Raw genomic sequence first — 21759 nt, forward strand, 5'->3', positions numbered from 1 at the left:
TTTACCCTCCGACCTCCCGGCACATCTCCGCGGGGAGATGGATCGTCACACTTGTGCCGCCACTTTCCCCGTTCTTCCTGATAGCGAAACTTGCAGAGATCAATCGCGCACGCGTGCGCATATTGTCGATCCCGTGACCGGGACCGGGACGCTGCATCTGACGGTCCATGCCGATACCATTATCCGCGACTTCGACGAGAAGACGACCGCCTTTATCGCGAAACGTCACAAGCAACTGGCTGGCATGGGCATGACGGATCGTGTTGTTGATGGCTTCTTGCACAATGCGGAACAGCGAGGTTGCAACCGTTTCTTCCAGCCGATCAGCGATGCCGTCGCTGCGGTCATCCAATGTCCATTCGATTGATGACCCGCTGTCACGCACCGAACGGTCAAGATGGTTTTCTGTTGCCTGCACGAAACCGAAAAGCTGGAGAATGGAAGGTTTTGCTTCCTCAATGATTTGCCTGAGATCGTGCATGCAATGCTGGAGACCACGAAACAGCGGCTCAAGCTGTTCACCGGAAAGGTCCGGCACATGCGTGAGCCGTTCCACATGCCGGGCAAGCCGGGTGAGATCGGCCAGTGTCTGGTCGTGCAGATCCATGCCGATGCGGTGGCGTTCGGTCTCAAGAGCCTCGGTTAGTTTCAAAGCGCCGAAACGCAAGCCCTCCTCGCGGGCTCGTGCTTCAGTTTCCACAATGGCGGAGCGCTTGGCCTGCTCTGCGGCGCGGATTGCGTAGAAATAAGGCGCAAGCAGATCGGCAATCGACTGGGCGTTTTGCACGTCGCGCATGGTGTAGCAGGCGGGCGTGAGACTGGAACAGCTCAACGCGCCGATGATATCGCCCTGCGCCTTCAAAGGCACATGCAGGCGCCCTTTCAGGTCATGTTCGATAATCGGACTGGAAAACGAACCTTCGAAATGAAAGCGCGGATCCGCGCGTGCGTCATCGGTCAGAAGGTAACCAGCCTCGCCCGACAACAGAGTACGGATAGGACTGCCGGACAGAAGCGCTGGCGGATTGCGGCTCCAGGCGGTGGCGATGCCAGCCTCGTAGGCAATGTGGAATTTTCCATCGAGCATCTTGATGCAGACGTCCAGATGGTCATACGGCAGGATATGCGTGATCTCTGCCGCCACGGCCTGAATGATGGAATCGAAGTCGAGTTGTCCGGCCAGCAATCTGGAAATATTCAGATAGTGGTCGAGCAACCTTTGAGGCGCGAGTTCGGCCAAGCGTTTCTCCTCCAGAACGCAAATTGCTGCTTATGAAGCTCTATAATACGCCGTGACATCCTCGGTGCGTCTTGCGGGAAACCGCAATTTTGCTGCGGGAACCCGCAGCGCAGTTGCTTCATTCGGCCTTCACAGAAAGCTCCTCTTCTTTCATCCTCGCTTCACCAGAAAATTGCCCGCTAGACAAGAGTGAAATCGAGTCAATTGCGGTTGGTGCCGTTGAGGAGCGGCGGTGCGGGAGGCTTCGCACCATATTCAATTTTAACGAACCGAAGCGCCGGGGCGCTGCGGGGCGGAATATTTGCAACCGGGAGGAAAGAATGAAGCTTGGGAAAATCCTTTTTGCGTCTGCGGCATTGGCAGGCGTTCTTTCGGCAGGCAGCGCGCTCGCCGACACTTCATCGAAGAAGATAGCGTTCTCGAACAACTATGCGGGTAATTCCTGGCGTCAGGCCATGCTGGAAAGCTGGGACAAGATCACCAAGGAAGCCGTGAAAGCTGGTGTGGTGGCTGCCGCTGATCCATTCACGACCGCCGAAAACCAGGCGACGGAACAGGCCGCCCAGATCCAGAACATGATCCTGCAGGGCTATGACGCGATCGTCATCAACGCCGCTTCGCCAACCGCTCTGAACGGCGCTGTCAAGGAAGCCTGCGATGCGGGCATCACCGTCGTTTCCTTCGACGGTATCGTCACAGAGCCTTGTGCGTGGCGCATCGCGGTCGATTTCAAGGCCATGGGCGAGGGCCAGATCGACTATCTCGCAAAGCGCTTCCCCGATGGCGGCAATCTGCTTGAAATCCGCGGCCTCGCCGGTGTTTCAGTCGATGACAATATTCATGCCGGTATCGAAGAAGGCGTTAAGAAAAATCCGAAGTTCAAGATCGTCGGTTCCGTCAACGGTGACTGGGCGGCAGACGTCGCGCAGCGCGCCGTTGCCGGTATCCTGCCGAGCCTGCCGAAAATCGACGCTGTCGTGACGCAAGGTGGCGACGGCTATGGTGCGGCACAGGCATTTGCTGCCGCCAAGCGCGAAACGCCGACAATCATCATGGGCAACCGTGAAGACGAACTGCAGTGGTGGAAGAGCCAAAAAGACGCCAATGGCTATGAAACCATGTCGGTTTCGATTGCGCCCGGCGTGTCCACGCTGGCTTTCTGGGTCGCACAGCAGATTCTCGACGGCAAGGAAGTGAAGAAGGAACTCGTCGTTCCGTTCCTCAGCGTCAGCCAGGAATCGCTCGACAAGGACCTCGCCAACACCCAGAAGGGTGGCGTCGCCAATGTCGAATATTCGCTGGAAGACGCCCAGAAAGTCATCGACGCCGCGAAATAAACCAGGCCGTTCACATAATCAAATGACAAGGGCGGGCTTCGCTCCCGCCCTTTTCCATCGTTTGTTCTTCCACATTTCCAGCAATCAGTTGAGCGTATGACAGAAACAGCAGAGAAACAGGAGGTCGTCGCCGCGCGCAATATTCGCGTGCAGTTCGGTGCAGTAAAAGCACTGGATGGCGCCGAACTCGTGATCCGCGAAGGCGAATGCGTGGGTCTGGTCGGCCACAATGGCGCAGGCAAATCCACCATCGTCAATGTCATCAATGGCGGGCTTTCCCCGCATGAGGGCAGCCTTTCCTATCACGGCCAGCCGGGACATGGCGTGGCGATAGCGCGCAAGCACGGCGTGCGCTGCGTGTTTCAGGAATTGTCGCTGTTTCCAAACCTCACCATTGCCGAAAATGTGCGCATCATGCAGCGCGACCTGACGGGCGCGAGCTGGCGCGGCAAGGCCGTCGAACTGATTTCCAAAAAGCTCGACGAGATTTTTCCCGGCCACAAGATCGACTGCGCCGCCACCATCGACGAACTTTCCATCGCCGAGCGCCAGATGGTGGAAATCGCCATCAACTTTACCGCGCCCGGCACCGCGCCGAAACTGGTTATTCTCGATGAACCAACCTCATCGCTTGATGCAGGCATCGCCGCGCAGCTCATGGCCTATGTGCGCCGTTTCGTCGGTACCGGCGGCGCCGTTATCCTGATTTCGCATATGTTGGGCGAAATTCTTACGACCTCGGACCGCATCGTCGTGATGAAGGACGGCAAGGTCGTCGCCAACCGTGCCGCCAGCGACTTTACCAATCGCAGTCTCGTGGAAGCCATGGGCAGCGTCGAGCGCGAAAAGGCTGCGCGCCGCGTTGCAAAGACCGATGCGAGCGGCACGCCCGTCTTGTCCTTCGCCAAGCGCGCCAGCGATATCAAACCGTTTCAGGCATTCAAGGGCGAAGTCATCGGTCTCGCCGGTCTGGCTGGACACGGGCAGACCAGGATGCTGCTTGATCTTTACTATGCGCGGCGGCCAAACTGGGTTCCGGCCCGCACATGCGAAATCGCCTTCGTGGCGGGCGACCGCAGCCTCAATGGCACCTTCCCGCTATGGAGCATTCTGCACAATCTTACCATCGGCTCGCTGGACCGGCTGTCGTCTGCAAAGCTCGTTGACCAGAAGCGAGAAGACACGCTTGGCGGCCAGTGGAAAGACCGCATCCAGATTCGCACCCCGGATATGGGCAACCGCATCCTGTCGCTTTCGGGCGGCAACCAGCAGAAGGTACTTTTCGCCCGCGCCCTGGCGACCAGCGCCAATGCGATCTTGATGGACGATCCGATGCGCGGCGTCGATGTCGGCACCAAGCAGGAAGTCTATGAAATTCTGCGCCATGAGGCCGAAAACGGACGCACCTTCGTCTGGTACTCCACCGAAATGGATGAAATCGAACTATGTGACCGCGTCTATGTTTTCCGTGACGGCGCTATCGTTGCGGAACTGACCGGCGAAGACATTACGGAAAAGAACGTGCTTGCAGCATCCTTTGAGGGAGGTCACGAATAATGCGCCTTTCCTCTTCCTCCATCCGCCTGCTGACGCCGGTATTCTCGCTGGTCCTGCTGCTTGCCGCCGTCTTCTACATGCAGCCGCGCGCCATGAGCTATACGGGGCTGAACCTGCTGTTCAATCTGGCAGTGCCTATCGCTCTGGCGACCATCGCCCAGATGCTGATCATGGCCGTCAACGATCTCGACCTTTCGATGGGAACCTTTGTGAGCTTTGTCGTCTGCGTTGCGGCGACCTACCTCAACACGGCTCCCCTCATCGGTGTGCTGATCCTCGCAGCCGCAATTGCCGCTTATGCGGCGCTCGGCGCGATCATTCACCTGCGCAATCTGCCTTCCATCGTTGTGACACTGGGCATGAGCTTCGTCTGGGGCGGTTTAGCCGTGTTGCTGTTGCCCTCGCCCGGTGGGCAGGCGCCGGACTGGGCGCGCTGGATCATGACAGCCAAGCCGCCTTTGATCCCGATGGCGATCATCGCCAGCATCGTGATTGCCATCGTCACGCATTTCATCGTGATGCGCTCGACCTTCGGCGTGCTGATGCGCGGCGCGGGCGGCAATACCCGCTCCATCGAGCGCGCAGGCTGGTCGGTCACTGCCATCCGCGCTGCGACCTATGCGCTGGCCGCCTTCTTCGCGGTGTTGGCCGGGATTGCACTGGTCGGTCTCACCACATCGGCAGATGCCAATATCGCGTTACGTTATACGCTTCTGTCCATCGCAGGCGTTATTCTCGGCGGTGGTGAGTTTGTCGGCGGACGTGTATCGCCCATCGGTGCCGTCATCGGTGCCCTGACGCTGACCCTTGCCGGGTCCTTCCTCTCCTTCATGCGCATTTCGCCGGACTGGCAGATCGGTGCGCAAGGCGGCATTCTCATCGTGGTGCTGGCTTTGCGCCTCTTCCTTAATCGCCTCGAAAAGAGGGAGAAAAAGCAATGAGCGGTCTCGCTGTCCTTACCAGCCGTCCGTGGATATGGTCGTTTATCGCGACCGCAGCGGTATGGATCATCACCATCCTCTTCACCGGTGGCGCAGGCGCACACGGGCTTTCCCATGCAGCCTTCACCTTCGCGTCCTTTTCGGTGATCGTCGGGCTGGGACAGATGTTCGTCATTACGCTCGGACCCGGTAATATCGACCTGTCGGTGCCCGCCAACATGACGCTCGCCGCCACACTGGCGCTGAAGCTCATGGATACGCAGGACGGCATGGTGCTGGCGGGCCTCGCCGTCGCCATCCTGATCGGTATCGCCATCGGCATCTGCAATTACGCGCTGATCAAGCTCCTGCGCATTCCGCCCATCATCGCCACCTTGTCGATGAGCTTCCTGATCCAGTCCACCGCCATCTGGAGCAATCGCGGCCTACGCGTAAAACCGCCGGAAAGCCTTTCGCAATTCACCACCGCCTCCACGCTCGGCATTCCTAATGTCGCGATCGTTGCACTAATCCTGTCGGTCATCGGCTGGGTGCTTTTGAAAAAGAGCATCTATGGACGCTGGATTTCGGCAATCGGCCAGAATCCTTTCGCCGCTCGCATGGCGGGCGTTCCGGTCGATGGCACCCGCTTCATCACCTATCTGCTCTGCGGCGTGCTGGCTTCGCTCTGCGGCTTCCTGCTTGCCTGCTTTTCGGGCGGTGCAGCGCTGAACATGGGCACGGAATATCTCCTGATGTCGATTGCCGTCGTCATCATCGGCGGAACGGCGGTCGCGGGCGGCGATTCCAACATCCCCGGCATCTGGGGTGCCGCCCTCTTCATGTTCCTCATCGTTTCAATGCTCAACACCTACGGCTTCGGCGCCGGTGTTCGCCTTGTACTGACTGGCCTCACCATTATCGCGGTGATCTTCCTCGCCAGTGGCCGACGGGCAGAGCGCTAAATTCTCTTGGAGTATCTCCCTTGTCTCAGACTGTTTCGATCTACGAAATCCACGACGAACGTTTCAAGCAGATGATCGTGCCGAGCGCCGATCTGGACGAACTTTATAGCGGCTGCCGCTGGGCGGAAGGCCCGGTCTGGTTCAATGATCTGAACTGCCTTCTGTGGAGCGATATCCCGAACCAGCGCATCCTGCGCTGGGTACCGGACGGCGAGGTTGGCGGCGGTGTTTCGGTATTCCGCAACCCGTCCAATTTTTCCAACGGCAATACGCGTGACCGCGAAGGACGCCTCATCACCTGCGAGCATGGCGGCCGTCGCGTCACCCGCACGGAAGCGGATGGCAGCATCACCGTGCTGGCCGACAGCTATCAGGGCAAAAAGCTGAATGCGCCGAACGACGTCATCGTGCGCTCTGATGGAACGGTGTGGTTCACCGATCCGACCTACGGCATTCTGGCGGATTATGAAGGCTACAAGGCCGACCCGGAACAGCCGTCGCGCAATGTCTATCGCCTCGACCCGAAGACCGGTGATATCGATGCCGTTGTTACGGATTTCCACCAGCCGAACGGGCTTGCCTTTTCGCCAGACGAAACCAGGCTCTATGTCGCCGACAGCGCCTATAGCCACGACCAGAACGCACCGCGCCACATCCGTGTCTTTGACGTTGTGGATGGCGGCAAGCGCCTGTCGGGCGGCAGTGTGTTCTGCACCATTGACAACGGCCTGCCGGACGGCTTCCGCTTCGATACGGATGGCAATCTGTGGACCAGCGCAGGCGATGGCGTGCACTGCTTCTCGCCGGAAGGCATGCTCCTCGGCAAGATCAAGACGCCACAAACGGTCGCCAATGTGACCTTCGGCGGCCCCCGCCGCAATCGCCTGTTCATCACGGCCACGAAATCGCTATATGCGGTCTATCTCACCGTGACCGGCGCGCAATACCCTTAAAAAATAGCGGCGGCTTTCCAAAACGAAAAGCCGCCGCTCTCTATAATTAAGTATATTAATTCATTGAGAAACTAAATTCGCCACATGCTCCGTTGATTTAACAACCGCCGTAAAACGGGCATGCCAATAATCTTTCTTCATTCAAAACGGGCCTCTCCGACCGAAAATCGAAGCGACCCACATATCCGGACAGTGAATGACGGAACAAATCAAAGACTGATCTCTTCTGTCCTTCAGCCATGCGCCCGATAAGTAAGGCCGACGCCTTGCATATGGGTACATGTCCTGATGTGCAGAACCTGTATAATCCAATCGTCAACGCAATGGAAACAGATTGTCAACAAAAGAGGTAAAATTACTGTGAGGAAAACCAGTAAAAACTACAATCTTTCATGATGTTAACCGAATAACCCAAGAAATTATATTAGCAATACCTACTTCATAATCCTATTTATTTCCCGTTGATTAGAATATCTGCATCAACCGTAACAATGACTTGCGGCGGGCCGATTACACATCCCAGTCAGGCGGAGTGCCTAAGTTCCAATGAACGGTGGCTCGGTGCACGATAACGAATATGGCAGCCATCGATACCGTGATATTCCACGTCGACTTCTACGCCAAAGACTTCGGCGATGCGCTCCGCTCGCAAGACATCGCGCGGCGTACCGAGCGCAACGAGATTGCCCTTATCCATCACCGCGATACGGTCGCAGAACATCGCGGCATGGTTCAAGTCATGCAAGGCAGCCACGACCGTGAGCTTCTGGCGACTGACAAGATCGAGCAACCCGATCTGATGCCCAATATCGAGATGATTGGTCGGCTCGTCCAGAAGCAGTATCCGCGGTTCCTGCGCCAGGGCGCGCGCTATATGCAGACGCTGCCGCTCGCCTCCAGAGAGCGTGTGCCAATAGCGGTCGGCAAGATGGACCATATCAACGTTGACCAACGCCTGGCCAACGATTGCATCATCTTCCGCCGACCACGGCGACAGCGCGCCGAGATAGGGCGTCCGCCCAAGCTCTACGGCCTGACGCGCCGTAATGCGCTCCGTCGTTCCTGCCTGTTGCTCGACCAGCGCCAGTTGCCGTGCAATCTCGCGACGGCTGAAACTGTCGATAGGCGCTCCGCACAGGCTGACTTCACCCACACGGCATCGACGGACACCGGAAAGCAAAGACAGAAAACTCGTTTTGCCCGATCCGTTCGGACCGATGATGCCGAGAAACTCGCCCTCCCTCACCTCCAGCGAAACATTCCGCAGAATTTCGACATTGCCCGCCGACCAGCCGACATTGCGCGCCGAGAGGATCATGACGAAGCCCTCCTTTGTCCCAGCAACAAGGCGAAGGCCGGCGCACCGAACAAAGCCGTGATGACACCGATCGGCAAAACCTGCCCCGGAATGATGATGCGCGACAGGATGTCGGCGACGATCATGAAGATTGCTCCAATCAGTGCTGCCGCTGGCAACAACCTGCCATGACGGACCCCGACCACCATTCGCGCCGCATGGGGAATGACAAGCCCGATAAAACCGACTGACCCGACGATGGAAACCATAACCGCCGTCATCATGGCGCTGACACCGATCAGCACCGCATAGACGCGACGTACCGGTATGCCGAGCGAAGCGGCGGATTCCGTTCCGAAGGTGAAAGCATCAAGCGCACGCGCATGCCATAGGCAGATGGCAAGACCGATCAGGCAAGCTGGCAAAGCGAGCGTGACGTCCGGCCAGCGCACGCCGGAAAGATTGCCCAAAAGCCAAAACATGATGCCGCGTGCCTGCTCGGCATTTGCAGCCTTGGTGACGATGAACGAAGTCAAGGCATTGAAAAGCTGTGAACCGGCAATGCCTGCGAGGATGATCGCGCTGCTGCCGCGCCCCGCCCGCAGTGCCAGCAAGGACACGAGACAGAAAGCAACGATAGCGCCAATGAACGCACCGAGCGATAACGTCAGCACGCCAGCACCGATGCCAAGGATGGCGACGCTGACAGCCCCTGTCGAGGCACCGGCGGAGATGCCCAGAATATAAGGATCAGCGAGCGAGTTTCGAAGCAGCGACTGCAGAATGACGCCGGATATTGCAAGCGACGCGCCGCAACATGCCGCGATGAAAGCACGGCTGAGGCGATAACTCCAGACGATCCCTTCATCGATGGGTTCAAGCGGATATCCGGCATTCCACACCCGGTTGGCCACGGTCTTCGCAACCACATCGAGCGGTATCGCCGTTTCGCCTATCGCAGCTCCAAGCCAAAGGGCAAAAAGCAACAGGACAAGCGAAAAGGCCAGAAAGAACACGCCGGAGCGTGCCCTTCCCTTCTGTTTGAAGCCCGTTGTCGCTGCCCGCGCCGTCACTTGTTCAGGTCCGAGGCGGCAATGTCAGCGGCAAGCGTTTCGATGCCTTCGATCACGCGAAGCGACGTGCTCATCGACTGCGCATCCATGTCGAAGACATGCTTGCCCTTGACCGCAGGCATCAGCTTCGTGACCGCATCATTGTCCAGAAACTGGTGCTTGACGGCAATGTCGTCAGCCGGATAGCGACGGCGATCCAGTTTTGCAGCAACGATCATCGAAGGGTTCGATTTCGCAATCGTTTCCCATCCGACCGTCGGCCATTCCTCCTCACTGTCGATCACATTCTTGATGCCGAGTGCCGAAAGAATATAAGCGGGCGCACCGAACTTGCCCGCGACATAGGGATCGGCATCCACCTGCGTGCTGGAGAACCAGACGACGGCGGACAGCTTGCCGCCAGCAGACCCGACCTTCTCGCGTGCAGCCGCTTCTCGCGCCTTCAAGTCAGCGACGAGTCTCTCGCCACGCTCCTGCACATTGAAGATTTCCGCCAGTTCGGTAATTTCCTGATAGACGATATCCATCTTGAAGGCTGCCGTGCGAACGCCGTCGCCACCGCCGGAATTGTCTTTGCCAACGCAATCGGATGGCGATGTGTAAGCCGGAATACCCAGTTCCTCGAACTGCTCAGGCTTTGCCACGATGCCTGTCGGGCCGACATGCCACTGGAAATCTGCCGTCACGATATCCGGCTTCTGCGCCAGAACACTTTCAAAGCTGGGATCATTATCGGCAAGCCGCTTTACCTTGGCGTTCACCTCCTCAAAGCCCTTGAGAACAGGGCCAAACCAGACCGCTGTGCCGACAACCCTGTCGCCGAGGCCAAGGCTGTAAAGAATTTCTGTGCTGCTCTGACCAACCGCAACCGCGCGGGTGGGTACCTGTTTGAAGGTAACGTCACGACCGCAATTTTTCAGCGTCAGCGGATATTGCGTTTCCGCTGCCTGTGCGGCCACCCCGCCTGCGAAAAAAAATGCGGCCGCGCAAAAGGCGGCGCGAAACGGCATCTTGCCGAGAATATTCATGAAAGTCCCCGAAATGATGAGAGAAAGACGCCCTGTCAGGCAGCGGAAAGAATCCGGCGCAGAAGACGGACAGGCATATCCGGAGACACGTCGAAATCATGCGATGACGATGGAAGAATGCGTCCTACGACGCGGAAATCTGTCATAACCAGCTCCTGCTCCGGGCATCCCCGCCCGTGACAATGGACAACACTAGACGGCAGGTCTCCTGGCTCACGAATATCTGCTGTTCATCTGCCTTCCCGCGCTTCTCCGGCACAGTGGCATGACGCTTTGAACGTCACGAGGATGAACGGCAATCCGCTTACAGTTGCGGGGGCAGCCACGGTCTTGGCCCCTTTTCGGGTCGTCCTCACCGTGTTCCCTATTAATCCCCTTCGCTCTCGGTCGGGGAACCGTCGTTACACTATTACGTCGGCGTATCGTCGCCGTCAAGCGCATCTCACCCGCTATTTCGGCATACTATTTTCAAGCGATTCGAAAGCCCGTTACGTAAATTACGGCCAAACTATTGTCGCATGTGCTGGCCTATTGAATTTGTTTTCGCTAATCTCCATGTAGTCTGCTCCCGCTAGAGGAGCGGGACTTGGGGAGGTCCGCCGGAGGGCGGCATACATTCCATTTGGGAGGACATATGCGTAGATTTATTCTGGCCCTGACGTCGGTAGCGGCGTTGGCTATGGCGGGTTCTGCTTCAGCGGAAGACTACAAAGTGCTGGCGCCTGCCGCTCCGGGCGGCGGCTGGGACCAGACGGCGCGCACGATGCAGAGCGCGCTTCAGGACGAAAAGATTTCCGGCAGCGTGCAGGTCATCAACGTTCCGGGCGCAGGCGGCACCATCGGTCTCGCGCAGTTCGTGAACCAGAACAAGGGCGATCCAAGCCAGCTCATCGTTGGCGGCTATGTCATGGTCGGCGCTATCCTGACCAACAAATCACCGGTGACACTTGATGCCATCACGCCAATCGCTCGTCTTACCGGCGAATATGAAGCTATCGTCGTACCCGCTGCTTCCGACATCCAGAATCTTGGCGATCTTGCAGCAAAGCTGAAAGCCGATCCTGGCTCTGTTTCCTGGGGCGGCGGTTCCGCTGGCGGCACCGATCACATCACCGCGGGCCTCTTTGCCAAGGCAGCAGGCGTCGACCCGACCAAGGTCAACTACATTGCCTTTTCCGGCGGCGGCGAAGCATTGGCGGCCATTCTCGGCAATCAGGTGACCGTTGGCATTTCCGGCTACGGCGAATTCGAAGCCCAGATCAAGGCTGGTACGCTGCGCATCATCGGCATTTCGAGTGACGAGCGCGTGGAAGGCATCGACGCACCGACCTTCAAGGAAGGCGGCGTGGATGTTTCGATCCAGAACTGGCGTATGGTGGGTGCAGCTCCCGGCATCACTGCCGAACAGGAAGCTGCCATCAATGCCGATATCGAGAAAATGGCGAAGTCGGAATCCTGGCAGAAGGCGCTTAAGGATAAAGGCTGGGCGGACACCTATCTTGCCGGTCCAGCGTTCAAGGAGCAGCTTGCCAAGGACGTCGCCGCGACTGAAACCATCCTCAAGGAAATCGGCCTCGTCAAATGACAGGATCAGACCAGCAGGAAAAGCGCCGCCCGGAAGGGGCGGCGCCAGATTTCGCCGCTCTTGTCATCGCACTCGTTCTTGCAGCCGTCGCCATTGCCATTGCCTGGTCGACGACCTACGGCAACGACGTGACGAGCTACTCACCGGTTGGCCCAAAAACCGTTCCCTATGTCGTCGCAGCCGGATTGTTCGGCCTTGCCGTCTGGACCGTGTTCGAAGCGCTTCGCGGCGACTTTCCCGAGCGTGAGCATCAGGAAATGGCCCCTATGGCATGGATCATCGGCGGTCTGGCCATCCAGATGCTGACGATGAAGACTGTCGGCTTTTCCCTGTCCACCGGCCTGCTTTTCGCAGCAACCGCGCGCGGCTTCGGCTATCGCAAATTCTGGATCAGCGTTCCCGTCGGCATCGTCTTCGCCTTCGTGATCTGGTTCATCTTTGCGCGCGGCCTGCAGCTATCGCTGCCGTCCGGCTGGCTCGAACAATTCGTTTAGAGACGGAGCGCTTTCATGGATACTGTCGCACTTCTCGCCAACGGACTTCTGGTGGCGCTTGAACCATCGAATCTTCTTTATGCGCTGATCGGCGTCACGCTCGGCACAGCCGTTGGCGTGCTCCCCGGCATCGGCCCGGCGCTCACCGTAGCGCTCCTTCTGCCCGTTACCTACAAGCTGGACCCGTCCGGCTCCCTCATCATGTTCGCGGGCATCTATTACGGCGGCATGTATGGCGGCTCGACCACGTCGATCCTGCTGAATACGCCGGGAGAAAGCGCCTCCATCGTCACCGCGCTTGAAGGCAACAAAATGGCCCGCGCCGGACGGGGCGGGCCGGCGCTTGCAACAGCAGCTATCGGCTCCTTCATTGCGGGCCTGATCGCAACGCTGGCACTTGCCTTCGTTGCGCCCTGGGTCGTGAAATTCGCCTTGTCCTTCGGGCCTTCCGAATATTTCGCGCTCATGCTTCTGGCTTTCATGACGGTCTCGGCCGCATTTGGCGATTCCACACTGCGCGGCCTGACATCCCTGTTCATCGGTCTGGCGCTCGGCCTCGTCGGCATTGATCAGTTGACCGGTCAGGCACGCCTTGTCATGGGAACGCCGAACCTGCTCGATGGCATCAATGTCACGACACTGGCGGTCGCGCTGTTCGCCATCGGCGAAACGCTGGCGGTCGTGTCGAAGAAGCTCAGACCGGAAGATGAAGTCATCGCCGTCAAGGGTTCCGTCTGGATGACGAAGAATGACTGGAAGCGCTCATGGATGCCGTGGTTGCGCGGCACCGCCATAGGCTTTCCGATCGGAGCCATGCCAGCAGGCGGCGCCGATGTGTCGAGCTTCCTTTCCTATTCGGCGGAACGGCAGTTCTCGAAACATCCCGAGGAATTCGGCAAAGGCGCCATTGAAGGTGTTGCGGGACCGGAGGCGGCCAACAATGCTTCCGCTGCCGGAACACTCGTGCCACTTCTGACGCTTGGGCTGCCAACCACGGCAACCGCAGCAATCATGTTGGCGGGTTTCCAGCAGTTCGGCCTGCAACCCGGCCCTCTCCTGTTCGTGACCAATGCCACGCTGGTCTGGGGTCTGGTGGCGAGCCTTCTCGTAGCCAATCTGATGTTGCTGGTTCTCAACCTGCCGCTGATCGGCTTGTGGGTGAAGATGCTCACCATCCCGCGTCACTGGCTTTATGCGGGCATTCTGGTTTTCGCCACGCTTGGAACCATTGGCGCGAATGCCTCAACCTCGATGCTGTTCGGCCTGCCGGTCTCATTCGAGCTTGGGCTGCTTCTGGCGTTCGGTGTCCTCGGCTATGTGCTGCGGCGCTTCTCATACCCCATCGCGCCAGTCGTCGTTGGCCTGATCCTCGGACCAATGGCCGAGAAAAGCTTGCGTCAGGCACTGCAGATCAGCCAGGGCAACCCGATGGCTCTGGTGCATTCCTGGGTATCGATTGTGCTGATCGCACTGGCGATTGCCGCAGTCGTCGTCCCCATGATCATGCGCCAGCGCGGCAAGGGTGAATTGCTGAGCCAGATGGCGACGGATGAGGATTAAACAAAAAAAAGCCCCGCAAAAGCGGGGCTTTTTTACTCAGATACACATACGCTTACTTAACTGCTCAACCCTGAATACGACGGAACTGGTCAACGTCGATGCCAAGCGTCTCAAGGTCCTGGGCAGTTGGCTTCTGACCAGCGCGCACAGCAGCAGAAGCACGAACGGCGCTACCGAATTGCGCGAATGCACGACCGAAACGATTATTGAAGCGGGTAAACATTTTTCTCTCCATCACGGACACTTCGTTGGTCCGCACCCATGAGATGGTGATGGCCTTGGCTCCTTAGAAGATCGGCATTTGCATGCCAGCCATGCAGTTTTGACATGCTCCTTTCAGCCCGTCTTGATTGCGATCAATGCCGCCTGCTCGCTGGCTTGCGAAGCTCATTTCAACCAAAGGAAGGAGCCACAGAATGTCGAATACCCCCCATACGCTTGGAGAAGAGTTTCCCGGCCAGCTCGATGCCATTCATGCCCTGAAAGCAAAGGATGCGCATTTTGCTCGCATTCTGGAAGAGTATGATTCCATCAATGACCGCATTCACCGGGCCGAAACGAAGATTGCGCCCGTGAGCCAGGAAGAAGAAACAAACCTGCGCAAACAGCGCCTCACCTTGAAGGACAGCATCGCCGAGGCGCTTGCCGAAGCCTAAGCCGTCATCAGGACAAATCGTTGCCCCGACAACGGCTCAGGAGGCTTTGCCCTCGATCTTGTCGTTGACTTTGCTGTTGTCAGGGCCAACCGAGTTTTCCATCCTGCCCACCACGATCAGAACCGTTACGGCGATGAACGTCGCCATGATCGCGATATGCCAGAGGCCGAGGCCACTGGCGAGGCCGACGGATGCCGCAAGCCACATACCAGCACCGGTCGTAATGCCGGTTATTTTACCGCGTGCGAAAATAATAAACCCCGCCGCCAGGAACGCGACGCCGCTTGTGATCGCTTCAACGAGCCGCGAGGGGTCCATCCGGATATTCTGATCATTAAATACCGGCACATTGACCAGTTCCAGCGAGACAATTGTAAAGGTAGCCGAGGCGAGACAGACCAGCATGTGGGTCTTCAGCCCGGCGGGACGCCTCCGCCATTCCCGCTCCAGACCGATGATGGAACCAAGCAGCGTTGCTAGCAGCATTCGCGCCAGAACCACCGGCAAACTGATTACATTGTCGTGCGTAAATTCAGCCCAGAATTGTTCCATGCCCGATAACGGGCATGGTGGGGTTTGGTTCCGCTACGGCCAAAAGCTAACAACAGCGATGACCTACAGTCATTTTGCCGATGCTGGTGGAACCGTTTCTGTCGTGGCAGGCGGCAAGGAATTCTCGCCATTGGGGGTGTTCTCGTCGGGAGAAATAACAGCGCCGTAGATCTCTACCAGTACCCACACGACGAGCGCCGCCGCGATACTGACCAGCAACACTATGAGAACGGGCTTACCTTCACGGCCTTGTCTTGCTTCAGTCGGGTTGACCTGTTTCATGGATCAAATCCTCCTGTTCGTTTCAGCGGCATGAAACGTGCCGCTATAGACCTAATGGAAGGATAGGGCTTTTGTTCCAATCAGTGCGAGATGCCTTGCATCGCTTTGCCGCTAATCGATTGGTTTCATTGAGTTTGCCAAAGACTGGTGAGCGAGCGCTTCAGCGCTGGCTCAAACTCGCAACAAATGTATGAGGGGCAATGGTACGGTCGGTTGGAGTTGAACCAACGACCTCAGGAGCCACAATCCTGCGCTCTAACCAACTGAGCTACGACCGCGTACCTTTGTGTCGGCTGCGTGACGCTCTGGCGTCGCCGACAGGGGGTCACATACGGAGAATCGATCCATATTGCAAGTGATTATAGCTCTCTTTTTTGAGAAATTCCCAATTGCAGGATTCTATATCAAATCCTGCTCATAAAGGTCACGCGCTGGTAACCATTATAGATGACCGGCTGTGTACAACTCGGATATTGGATCGAGCCTGTAAAATTGCCTTTCCCGCATTAACTAATGAAACAGAAAATGCAGCCCATACCCAATGGCAATGTGGACCCGCGCCCATAAGAGGCTTATTAACAGGACGTTAACAAGTACTGCGGGCGGTCGAAAGAACAGGTAAGGACAGGTATGTCAGGATCATACCCCTTCATCGATATTGCCGCGCTGGATTCGATCCGCGAAGGCTTTGCAAAGGGTGATGCGCAGCTCGTGCTGACGCACGACCTGTCGGCAGTGCTTTGGGTCAATGGACCCGGCGCGAAGCTTTTCGGCTTTGATCGCGTGGAAGACATGATCGGCGGCAGTCTCGATTTGCCCATAGCCACACGCCGACAGATTGCTTCGTCAAACGCCGATACGGACGGCCCGGCCCGAACCGTTTCCGTTCGGCTCGGCGGCGGGTTGCGTTCCGATCTTACCCGTTTCAACGTTTCTCATATCACGCTTCCAGACGGAGTGTCCGGACTACTGCTGACTGCCGACAGCAAGGACGCCAAGGCAGAAGCCGTCATTTCCGGCCTCAGCGACGACAGCACGCATATTGCCCTGATCGATGCGAACAGCCGGGTGATTGCCGCAAGCCCGCGTTTTGCTGCGCTCGACATTTCCTCCGCCACGCTGGAAGACCTCGTCATCGAGGCTGCAGACGCAACCGACCGTATCGTCAAGCGCCGCATCCGTGCCGGAAAACACTCCGTACCGGGAGCGATTGCCCGGCTGACCGACATACCGCCTATGCATCTTCTCTGCATCATCGGCGACGCCCCTGTCTCGGCACTTGCCGCACCAGCCGCATTGCAGGGCGAAGCTGAAGATATTCTGGAAGAAATGCTTCCCGAGCCTGTGGAGACCCCGAAAGCCGAAGCGACTAAGGAAGAGACCTCTGCGGAGCAGCCGAAGCCCCGCGGCTTCATATTCGACCAGGATGCACCGCCTGCCCGCTTCATTTGGAAAGTGGGACCGGACGGTGCATTCAGTGAAGTATCGCCAGACCTTGCTGCGACGATCGGGCCGAATGCGGCCGACATCGTTGGACGTCGCTTTGCCGATGTTGCAAATGTCTTCGGCTTCGATCCGGATGGCAGCATTACAGCTCTGCTCGACAAGCGCGATACATGGTCGGGAAAACGGTTGATGTGGCCGGTCGAAGGTACGGATCTGCGCGTGCCGGTCGAGCTTGCCGCTCTGCCCGTCTATTCCCGCGACCGGAAGTTCACCGGTTTCCGTGGCTTTGGTGTGGTGCGCCCGGCAGAGGCCGAGAAAGACCCCGAAGAAATCGGACTTGTGCTTGCAGGTGGTATTCCGCAGGCGCGCAAGCCCGTCAGCGAGCCGGTTGAAACTGCCGTCTCTGCAGAAGACGACGACGTTCTGGCGTTCACAGAAGAAGTTGCCAATGACGACAGCCCTGTCGCAACGCTTCCCAAACCGCCGCTCGATATCGCACCGAACCCCGGACGCCGCGATTCCGACAAGGTCATCAGCTTGCTGAATGCCTGTGCAGAAGAGAAAGTCGCTGCGGATCAGGCCCGGATGCTGAAAGAGAGGGAACATGAAAAGCGTCCCGAAGGCGGGCTCACCAAGACCGAGCGCAACGCATTCCGCGAAATCGCCGACCGTCTGCGCAAGCAGGGCCTTGCCAACTCGCGCGCCGAAAGCGACGCGAGCGTAATATCGGAAGAGGCAACGGCGGATCGCCCGCAGCCGGTCGAAAAGACTGACGTAAAAGCGTCGCTCATCGGTGCAGATGCCACCGAAACCACGTCATTCTCGACGCCCGAGACCACCCATGCGAATGAAACCGCCCTCTTGGCCAATCTGCCGGTACCGGTCATTATTCATTCGGGTGACAACGTCCATTACGTCAACCAGGCCCTGCTTGACCTCACCGGCTATGAATCGCTCGACGATATTCGCGATGCGGGTGGCGTCGACGTGCTGTTCAACAGCGATAGCGACGATGGTGAATCGCGACAGGGCATGGTGCTGCGCCGTGCCAATGGCAGCGAAGAACCTGTCGATGCGCACCTCAATGCCATTTCCTGGCGCGATGGCCGTGCACTTATGCTGAGCCTGATGCCGGTAGCGGCACCTGCTGAGACCATTACCGCACCGACCACAGCGCCAGTCGCGGTAGACCCAGTCGCGAACGCGGACGGCGAAAAGCAGGCGCTTGCAGATAATGTCGAGGAACTGAAGACCATTCTCGACACGGCGACGGACGGTGTTGTCCTCATCGATCCGGAAGGCCGCATCCGTTCCATGAACCATTCGGCCTCGGCCCTGTTCGGCTACGAACGCGACGAGACGGAAGGCAAGTTCTTCTCGATGCTGTTTGCCATCGAAAGCCAGCGTGCCGCGATGGACTATCTGCACGGCCTTTCGGGCAACGGCGTTCTGAGTGTCCTCAATGACGGGCGCGAAGTGATCGGTCGTGAAGCCAAGGGCGGGTTCATTCCGCTGTTCATGACCATCGGCAAACTGCCGCATACGCGTGGCTTCTGCGCCGTTCTGCGTGACATCACGCAGTGGAAGCGTACCGAAGAAGAACTGACCAATGCGCGCAAGGAAGCTGAACGCGCCTCAAGCCAGAAAACCGAGTTTCTGGCGCGTATCAGCCACGAAATCCGCACGCCGCTCAATGCGATCATCGGCTTTTCCGAGCTGATGGCCGACGAGAAATTCGGTCCAATTGGCAATGACCGCTACCGGGACTACCTGCGCGACATCAATCGTTCCGGCAATCACGTTCTGGCACTGGTCAACGATCTGCTCGATATTTCGAAGATCGAAGCCGGCGCTCTGGATATGAAATTCGAAGCAGTCTCGCTCAACGATGCCATTGCCGAAGCAATCGCACTGATGCAGCCACAGGCCAATCGCGAACGCGTCATCATCCGTTCGAGCTTCCAGTCCAACCTGCCCGACATTGTTGCCGATACGCGTTCGATCAAGCAGGTGGCTCTGAACCTTCTGTCCAATGCCGTGCGCTTCACTGCGCCGGGCGGTCAGGTGATCGTGTCGACAAGCTACGAGATGAACGGCGACGTCGTGATGCGGGTGCGCGATACGGGCATCGGCATGACCAAATCCGAGGTTGAGCAAGCACTGAAGCCGTTCCGCCAGATCAACGCGCTGGAACGTCGCAAGGCTGAAAGCGCGAAGGATTGGCGCAGCGAAGGCACCGGACTGGGTTTACCTCTGACAAAAGCCATGGTGGAAGCCAATCGTGCGCAATTCGCCATCGATTCCACTCCGGGACACGGAACGGTGGTTGAGATCGCCTTTCCGCCAACCCGCGTTCTGGCTGACTGATCTGCATCGTCAATAATCAAGAAACCTCCCATGGCGGGAGGTTTTTTTATGGCCTCGCGTGAGCAAAAAAAAGCGCCGGACGAACCGGCGCTATCAGAATCTCAGAGACAAAGGACACAAAAGCAATCCGCAATGGAGCACCGGAAACGGCAGCTCGATCATCACTCAGTGTTGCATTTGTTATCGCGTAAAGCCGGTTAACGACGCCTTAAATTCTTCGTTCAGAATTTACACATTGGTAGCGACTGTAAAATCAGGGTTAATTTCCGTGCAGCAATTGATTAACCATAGGATAGAAGCAGCACTGGTGATTTGATTCCGTCTTCTGCCACCGTAGATGACGGGTCATGCTTCCGGCGTCTTTGCTTTGGATCATTGCTGGTTTAAAGCTTGGTAGAACTCACTGATTGGATGGTTGATGCGCTGGCCCCGATTTATGCGCCTCATAATTGCGCTCGTCATTCTATGCGCCGCGGCTGCAGCAACCTTGCTGGCCGTGGTGCCTTTTATCGTCTCTACCGATGCCATCCGTATCCGTGTTGCGCAGGAAATCAGCGCCTGGACAGGCTATAGCGTTGAACTGCGGCAAGCCCCTCGCCTGAAAGTGTTCCCTGTTCTGCGCGCATCCTTGAATGGTGTAACGCTTAGCAAACTCACCGATCAAGGTCAGAAACCGCTCATGAGCGCGGACCGCATCGATGTGGAACTATCGCCGCTCGATGCCATCATGGGGCACATCTCGTTCTCCGAAACGCAGATCGTCCGTCCGCATATAAACCTCGACGGACCTGTTTCAAATTTCTCACAGCTTCTCGACGCTGTCGCCAATTCCAATGGGCGTCTCGGCACCGCCATCCGCGCGCAGCGCGCATTGCAGCAAAGCGGTTCCGGCGATAATGCGCTGGCAGCACAGCAAGCCTCGCAACCCTTCGGCCGCGTCGTGGTTCGCGACGGGACGATTGCGTTCAACCGTCCGGGCAGCGAACCGGAAATCACCAGTGACGAGCAGATCACCGATGTCAATGCAACGCTGGAATGGCCGCGCACGTCGAGCGCCGCGACGCTGAAAGGCAACGCCAAATGGCGCAACGAGACGTCCCAGTTCAGCCTGACCGCTGCGCAAGCTCTGCCGCTTCTGGCAGGCGGCACATCGGATGTGACTGCGAGCCTGACCGCCAACCCGTTAAGCCTCACATTTCAGGGCAAGGCGAATATTTCCAAGGATCGCTTTTTCGAAGGTGATTTGACGGCCAAAACCCCGTCACTGAGCGGTGCAGTACGCTGGCTCAGTCTCCCGCCAATTGCGGGCAGCGCCGAAATAGGTGCGTTTTCGCTGGAATCCACCATCACAGCGACGCCGAAACGGCTGAAGTTCGCGGATGTGGAAATGACCGCCAGTGACAGTCCTGCCAAGGGCGTGATCGAGATCGGCCTGGAACAGGACCAGCCTGCGGTAACAGGCACGCTGGCTTTCGACAAGCTGGATCTTCGCCGCCTGTTTTCAGCCTTCATTCCGTTACCGGATAGCGGTGCACGTTCGCCGAACGAGCGCAACAATCCCGACCGCGATGTCGTCGACACGAGCTTCATAGACCGCGCGGAAGTGGATCTGCGGCTTTCGGCACAGAATGCCACAGCAGGCCCCGTGAATATGACGGGTGTGGCCGCTGCGGTGCAGATACGGGGTGGTCGCGCCATCTTCGATATCGGCGACGCCAAGGCCTTCAACGGCATCATGCAAGCCAATGTGCAGATCGTGCGCGACCTGAAAAGCGCCAGCGGCGAATTGCGCTTCAACGCCTCGGATATCGACAGTTCGCAGTTCTTCACAGCACTTGGCTTCGACAAACCTTTCATAAGCGGCAAGGGCAATGTTTCCCTGTTCATGAAAGGTCCGGCCAATCGCTGGTCCGGCCTTTTGACCAATGCGCAAGGTAATGTTTCCATCCAGCTCAACAATGGTCAGATGCAGGGCTTTGCCGTGCAGGACTTTCTCACCAAGGCGCAAAGCCAGCGCTTTTTCGCTCTCGAGCGGAAGGAAAATGTCGCGCTGGCATTCAATCGTCTGGACGTGAAGGCCAACCTGTCCGATGGCGTTGCGACGCTGGAAAATGCCCGCCTTGATACGTCCGACGGCACGCTGACACTTGCAGGCATCGTGCCTTTCGTGGATCGCAGTCTGGCGCTGAGCGGCGAAGTCGTCTTTCCCAGCAGCCAGCCGCAACAACCGCAGGAAAGCGGCACCGATGGCCAGACCAGCCAGCCGCCTGCTGAAACCCCGCCTGCCAAGCCACCGCTCAATTTCTTCGTCGGCGGCTCGTGGGACCGGCCATTTATTTCTCCGTCTTCAATGGGAACGGGGCAGTAATCAAGGCGACCTGCCGGTCTGAACGCCTCGGCCCCTCCTGAGAGCGCGTTTCGATCTGAATGAATCAGATCGGCGCTCT

The 21759-nt window shown here is 57.9% G+C and carries 18 protein-coding genes, 1 tRNA gene and 1 riboswitch; of the genes, 11 read left to right on the forward strand and 8 right to left on the reverse strand.

Features of this window, described 5'->3' with window-relative positions; all coding sequences use genetic code 11:
- Position 1: 1 nt before the first annotated feature.
- Entirely contained in the window at positions 2 to 1240 is a 1239-nt protein-coding gene (locus ACYSN1_RS10975) for a GAF domain-containing sensor histidine kinase (protein ID WP_461725692.1), read from the reverse strand.
- Between the two features lie 320 nt (positions 1241 to 1560).
- Between ACYSN1_RS10975 and ACYSN1_RS10980 the strand changes: the two genes are divergently transcribed.
- The 5 genes from ACYSN1_RS10980 to ACYSN1_RS11000 all read left to right on the forward strand — a co-directional run bounded on the left by ACYSN1_RS10980 (position 1561) and on the right by ACYSN1_RS11000 (position 6972).
- Positions 1561 to 2577: a substrate-binding domain-containing protein gene (locus tag ACYSN1_RS10980; RefSeq protein ID WP_461725693.1), complete on the forward strand. Its 1017-nt coding sequence runs from the start codon at positions 1561 to 1563 to the stop codon at positions 2575 to 2577.
- A gap of 96 nt (positions 2578 to 2673) precedes the next feature.
- Positions 2674 to 4134 (forward strand): sugar ABC transporter ATP-binding protein, encoded by a 1461-nt coding sequence (locus ACYSN1_RS10985; RefSeq protein ID WP_461725694.1) that lies wholly within the window; start codon positions 2674 to 2676, stop codon positions 4132 to 4134.
- Entirely contained in the window at positions 4134 to 5075 is a 942-nt protein-coding gene (locus tag ACYSN1_RS10990) for an ABC transporter permease (protein ID WP_461725695.1), read from the forward strand. The genes ACYSN1_RS10985 and ACYSN1_RS10990 overlap by 1 nt, the downstream gene beginning before the upstream one ends.
- Positions 5072 to 6019 (forward strand): ABC transporter permease, encoded by a 948-nt coding sequence (locus tag ACYSN1_RS10995; RefSeq protein ID WP_461725696.1) that lies wholly within the window; start codon positions 5072 to 5074, stop codon positions 6017 to 6019. The genes ACYSN1_RS10990 and ACYSN1_RS10995 overlap by 4 nt, the downstream gene beginning before the upstream one ends.
- Before the next feature lie 71 nt (positions 6020 to 6090).
- Positions 6091 to 6972, forward strand: a complete 882-nt coding sequence (locus ACYSN1_RS11000; RefSeq protein ID WP_461725878.1) for an SMP-30/gluconolactonase/LRE family protein — start codon at positions 6091 to 6093, stop codon at positions 6970 to 6972.
- A gap of 523 nt (positions 6973 to 7495) precedes the next feature.
- Here the strand turns inward: ACYSN1_RS11000 and ACYSN1_RS11005 are convergent.
- The 3 genes from ACYSN1_RS11005 to ACYSN1_RS11015 are packed head-to-tail and all read right to left on the reverse strand — an operon-like array spanning position 7496 to position 10370.
- Positions 7496 to 8290: an ABC transporter ATP-binding protein gene (locus ACYSN1_RS11005; protein ID WP_461725697.1), complete on the reverse strand. Its 795-nt coding sequence runs from the start codon at positions 8288 to 8290 to the stop codon at positions 7496 to 7498.
- Positions 8287 to 9342, reverse strand: a complete 1056-nt coding sequence (locus tag ACYSN1_RS11010) for a FecCD family ABC transporter permease (RefSeq protein WP_461725698.1) — start codon at positions 9340 to 9342, stop codon at positions 8287 to 8289. Before ACYSN1_RS11010 ends, ACYSN1_RS11005 begins: the two co-directional genes overlap by 4 nt.
- Positions 9339 to 10370, reverse strand: a complete 1032-nt coding sequence (locus ACYSN1_RS11015; RefSeq protein WP_461725699.1) for an ABC transporter substrate-binding protein — start codon at positions 10368 to 10370, stop codon at positions 9339 to 9341. Before ACYSN1_RS11015 ends, ACYSN1_RS11010 begins: the two co-directional genes overlap by 4 nt.
- A gap of 181 nt (positions 10371 to 10551) precedes the next feature.
- Positions 10552 to 10785: riboswitch (cobalamin riboswitch) on the reverse strand.
- A 219-nt stretch (positions 10786 to 11004) separates the two neighbouring features.
- Between ACYSN1_RS11015 and ACYSN1_RS11020 the strand changes: the two genes are divergently transcribed.
- From ACYSN1_RS11020 to ACYSN1_RS11030, 3 genes are read left to right on the forward strand one after another with little or no spacing between them, the layout of a single operon-like run.
- On the forward strand, positions 11005 to 11955 hold the full coding sequence (locus ACYSN1_RS11020; protein WP_461725700.1) for a Bug family tripartite tricarboxylate transporter substrate binding protein: 951 nt from the start codon (positions 11005 to 11007) through the stop codon (positions 11953 to 11955).
- Positions 11952 to 12449: a tripartite tricarboxylate transporter TctB family protein gene (locus ACYSN1_RS11025; RefSeq protein WP_461725701.1), complete on the forward strand. Its 498-nt coding sequence runs from the start codon at positions 11952 to 11954 to the stop codon at positions 12447 to 12449. Before ACYSN1_RS11020 ends, ACYSN1_RS11025 begins: the two co-directional genes overlap by 4 nt.
- Before the next feature lie 15 nt (positions 12450 to 12464).
- Positions 12465 to 14009: a tripartite tricarboxylate transporter permease gene (locus ACYSN1_RS11030; RefSeq protein WP_461725702.1), complete on the forward strand. Its 1545-nt coding sequence runs from the start codon at positions 12465 to 12467 to the stop codon at positions 14007 to 14009.
- Positions 14010 to 14073: 64 nt separating this feature from the next.
- On the opposite strand, the gene ACYSN1_RS11035 is transcribed toward ACYSN1_RS11030, so the two are convergent.
- Complete coding sequence (locus ACYSN1_RS11035) at positions 14074 to 14232, reverse strand: hypothetical protein (protein WP_100229493.1); 159 nt, start codon at positions 14230 to 14232, stop codon at positions 14074 to 14076.
- Positions 14233 to 14425: 193 nt separating this feature from the next.
- Between ACYSN1_RS11035 and ACYSN1_RS11040 the strand changes: the two genes are divergently transcribed.
- Positions 14426 to 14665 carry a YdcH family protein gene (locus ACYSN1_RS11040; protein ID WP_461725703.1) on the forward strand — a complete coding sequence of 80 codons (240 nt, stop codon included), beginning with the start codon at positions 14426 to 14428 and terminating at the stop codon, positions 14663 to 14665.
- Positions 14666 to 14701: 36 nt separating this feature from the next.
- Here ACYSN1_RS11040 and ACYSN1_RS11045 read toward each other — a convergent pair whose 3' ends face one another.
- The 3 genes from ACYSN1_RS11045 to ACYSN1_RS11055 all read right to left on the reverse strand — a co-directional run bounded on the left by ACYSN1_RS11045 (position 14702) and on the right by ACYSN1_RS11055 (position 15777).
- A complete protein-coding gene (locus ACYSN1_RS11045) occupies positions 14702 to 15217 on the reverse strand; it encodes an MgtC/SapB family protein (RefSeq protein WP_461725704.1) in 516 nt (171 codons plus the stop codon).
- Positions 15218 to 15286: 69 nt separating this feature from the next.
- Positions 15287 to 15499 carry a hypothetical protein gene (locus ACYSN1_RS11050; RefSeq protein ID WP_109986365.1) on the reverse strand — a complete coding sequence of 71 codons (213 nt, stop codon included), beginning with the start codon at positions 15497 to 15499 and terminating at the stop codon, positions 15287 to 15289.
- 201 nt (positions 15500 to 15700) lie between these two features.
- Positions 15701 to 15777 (reverse strand) — tRNA-His (locus ACYSN1_RS11055).
- 352 nt (positions 15778 to 16129) lie between these two features.
- Here ACYSN1_RS11055 and pdhS point away from each other — a divergent pair.
- Both pdhS and ACYSN1_RS11065 read left to right on the forward strand, forming a co-directional pair.
- On the forward strand, positions 16130 to 19312 hold the full coding sequence (gene pdhS / locus ACYSN1_RS11060) for a cell-division control histidine kinase PdhS (protein WP_461725705.1): 3183 nt from the start codon (positions 16130 to 16132) through the stop codon (positions 19310 to 19312).
- Positions 19313 to 19730: 418 nt separating this feature from the next.
- Complete coding sequence (locus ACYSN1_RS11065; RefSeq protein WP_461725706.1) at positions 19731 to 21680, forward strand: AsmA family protein; 1950 nt, start codon at positions 19731 to 19733, stop codon at positions 21678 to 21680.
- Positions 21681 to 21759: the final 79 nt, after the last annotated feature.

The organism is Brucella sp. LJL56, assembly GCF_054871705.1.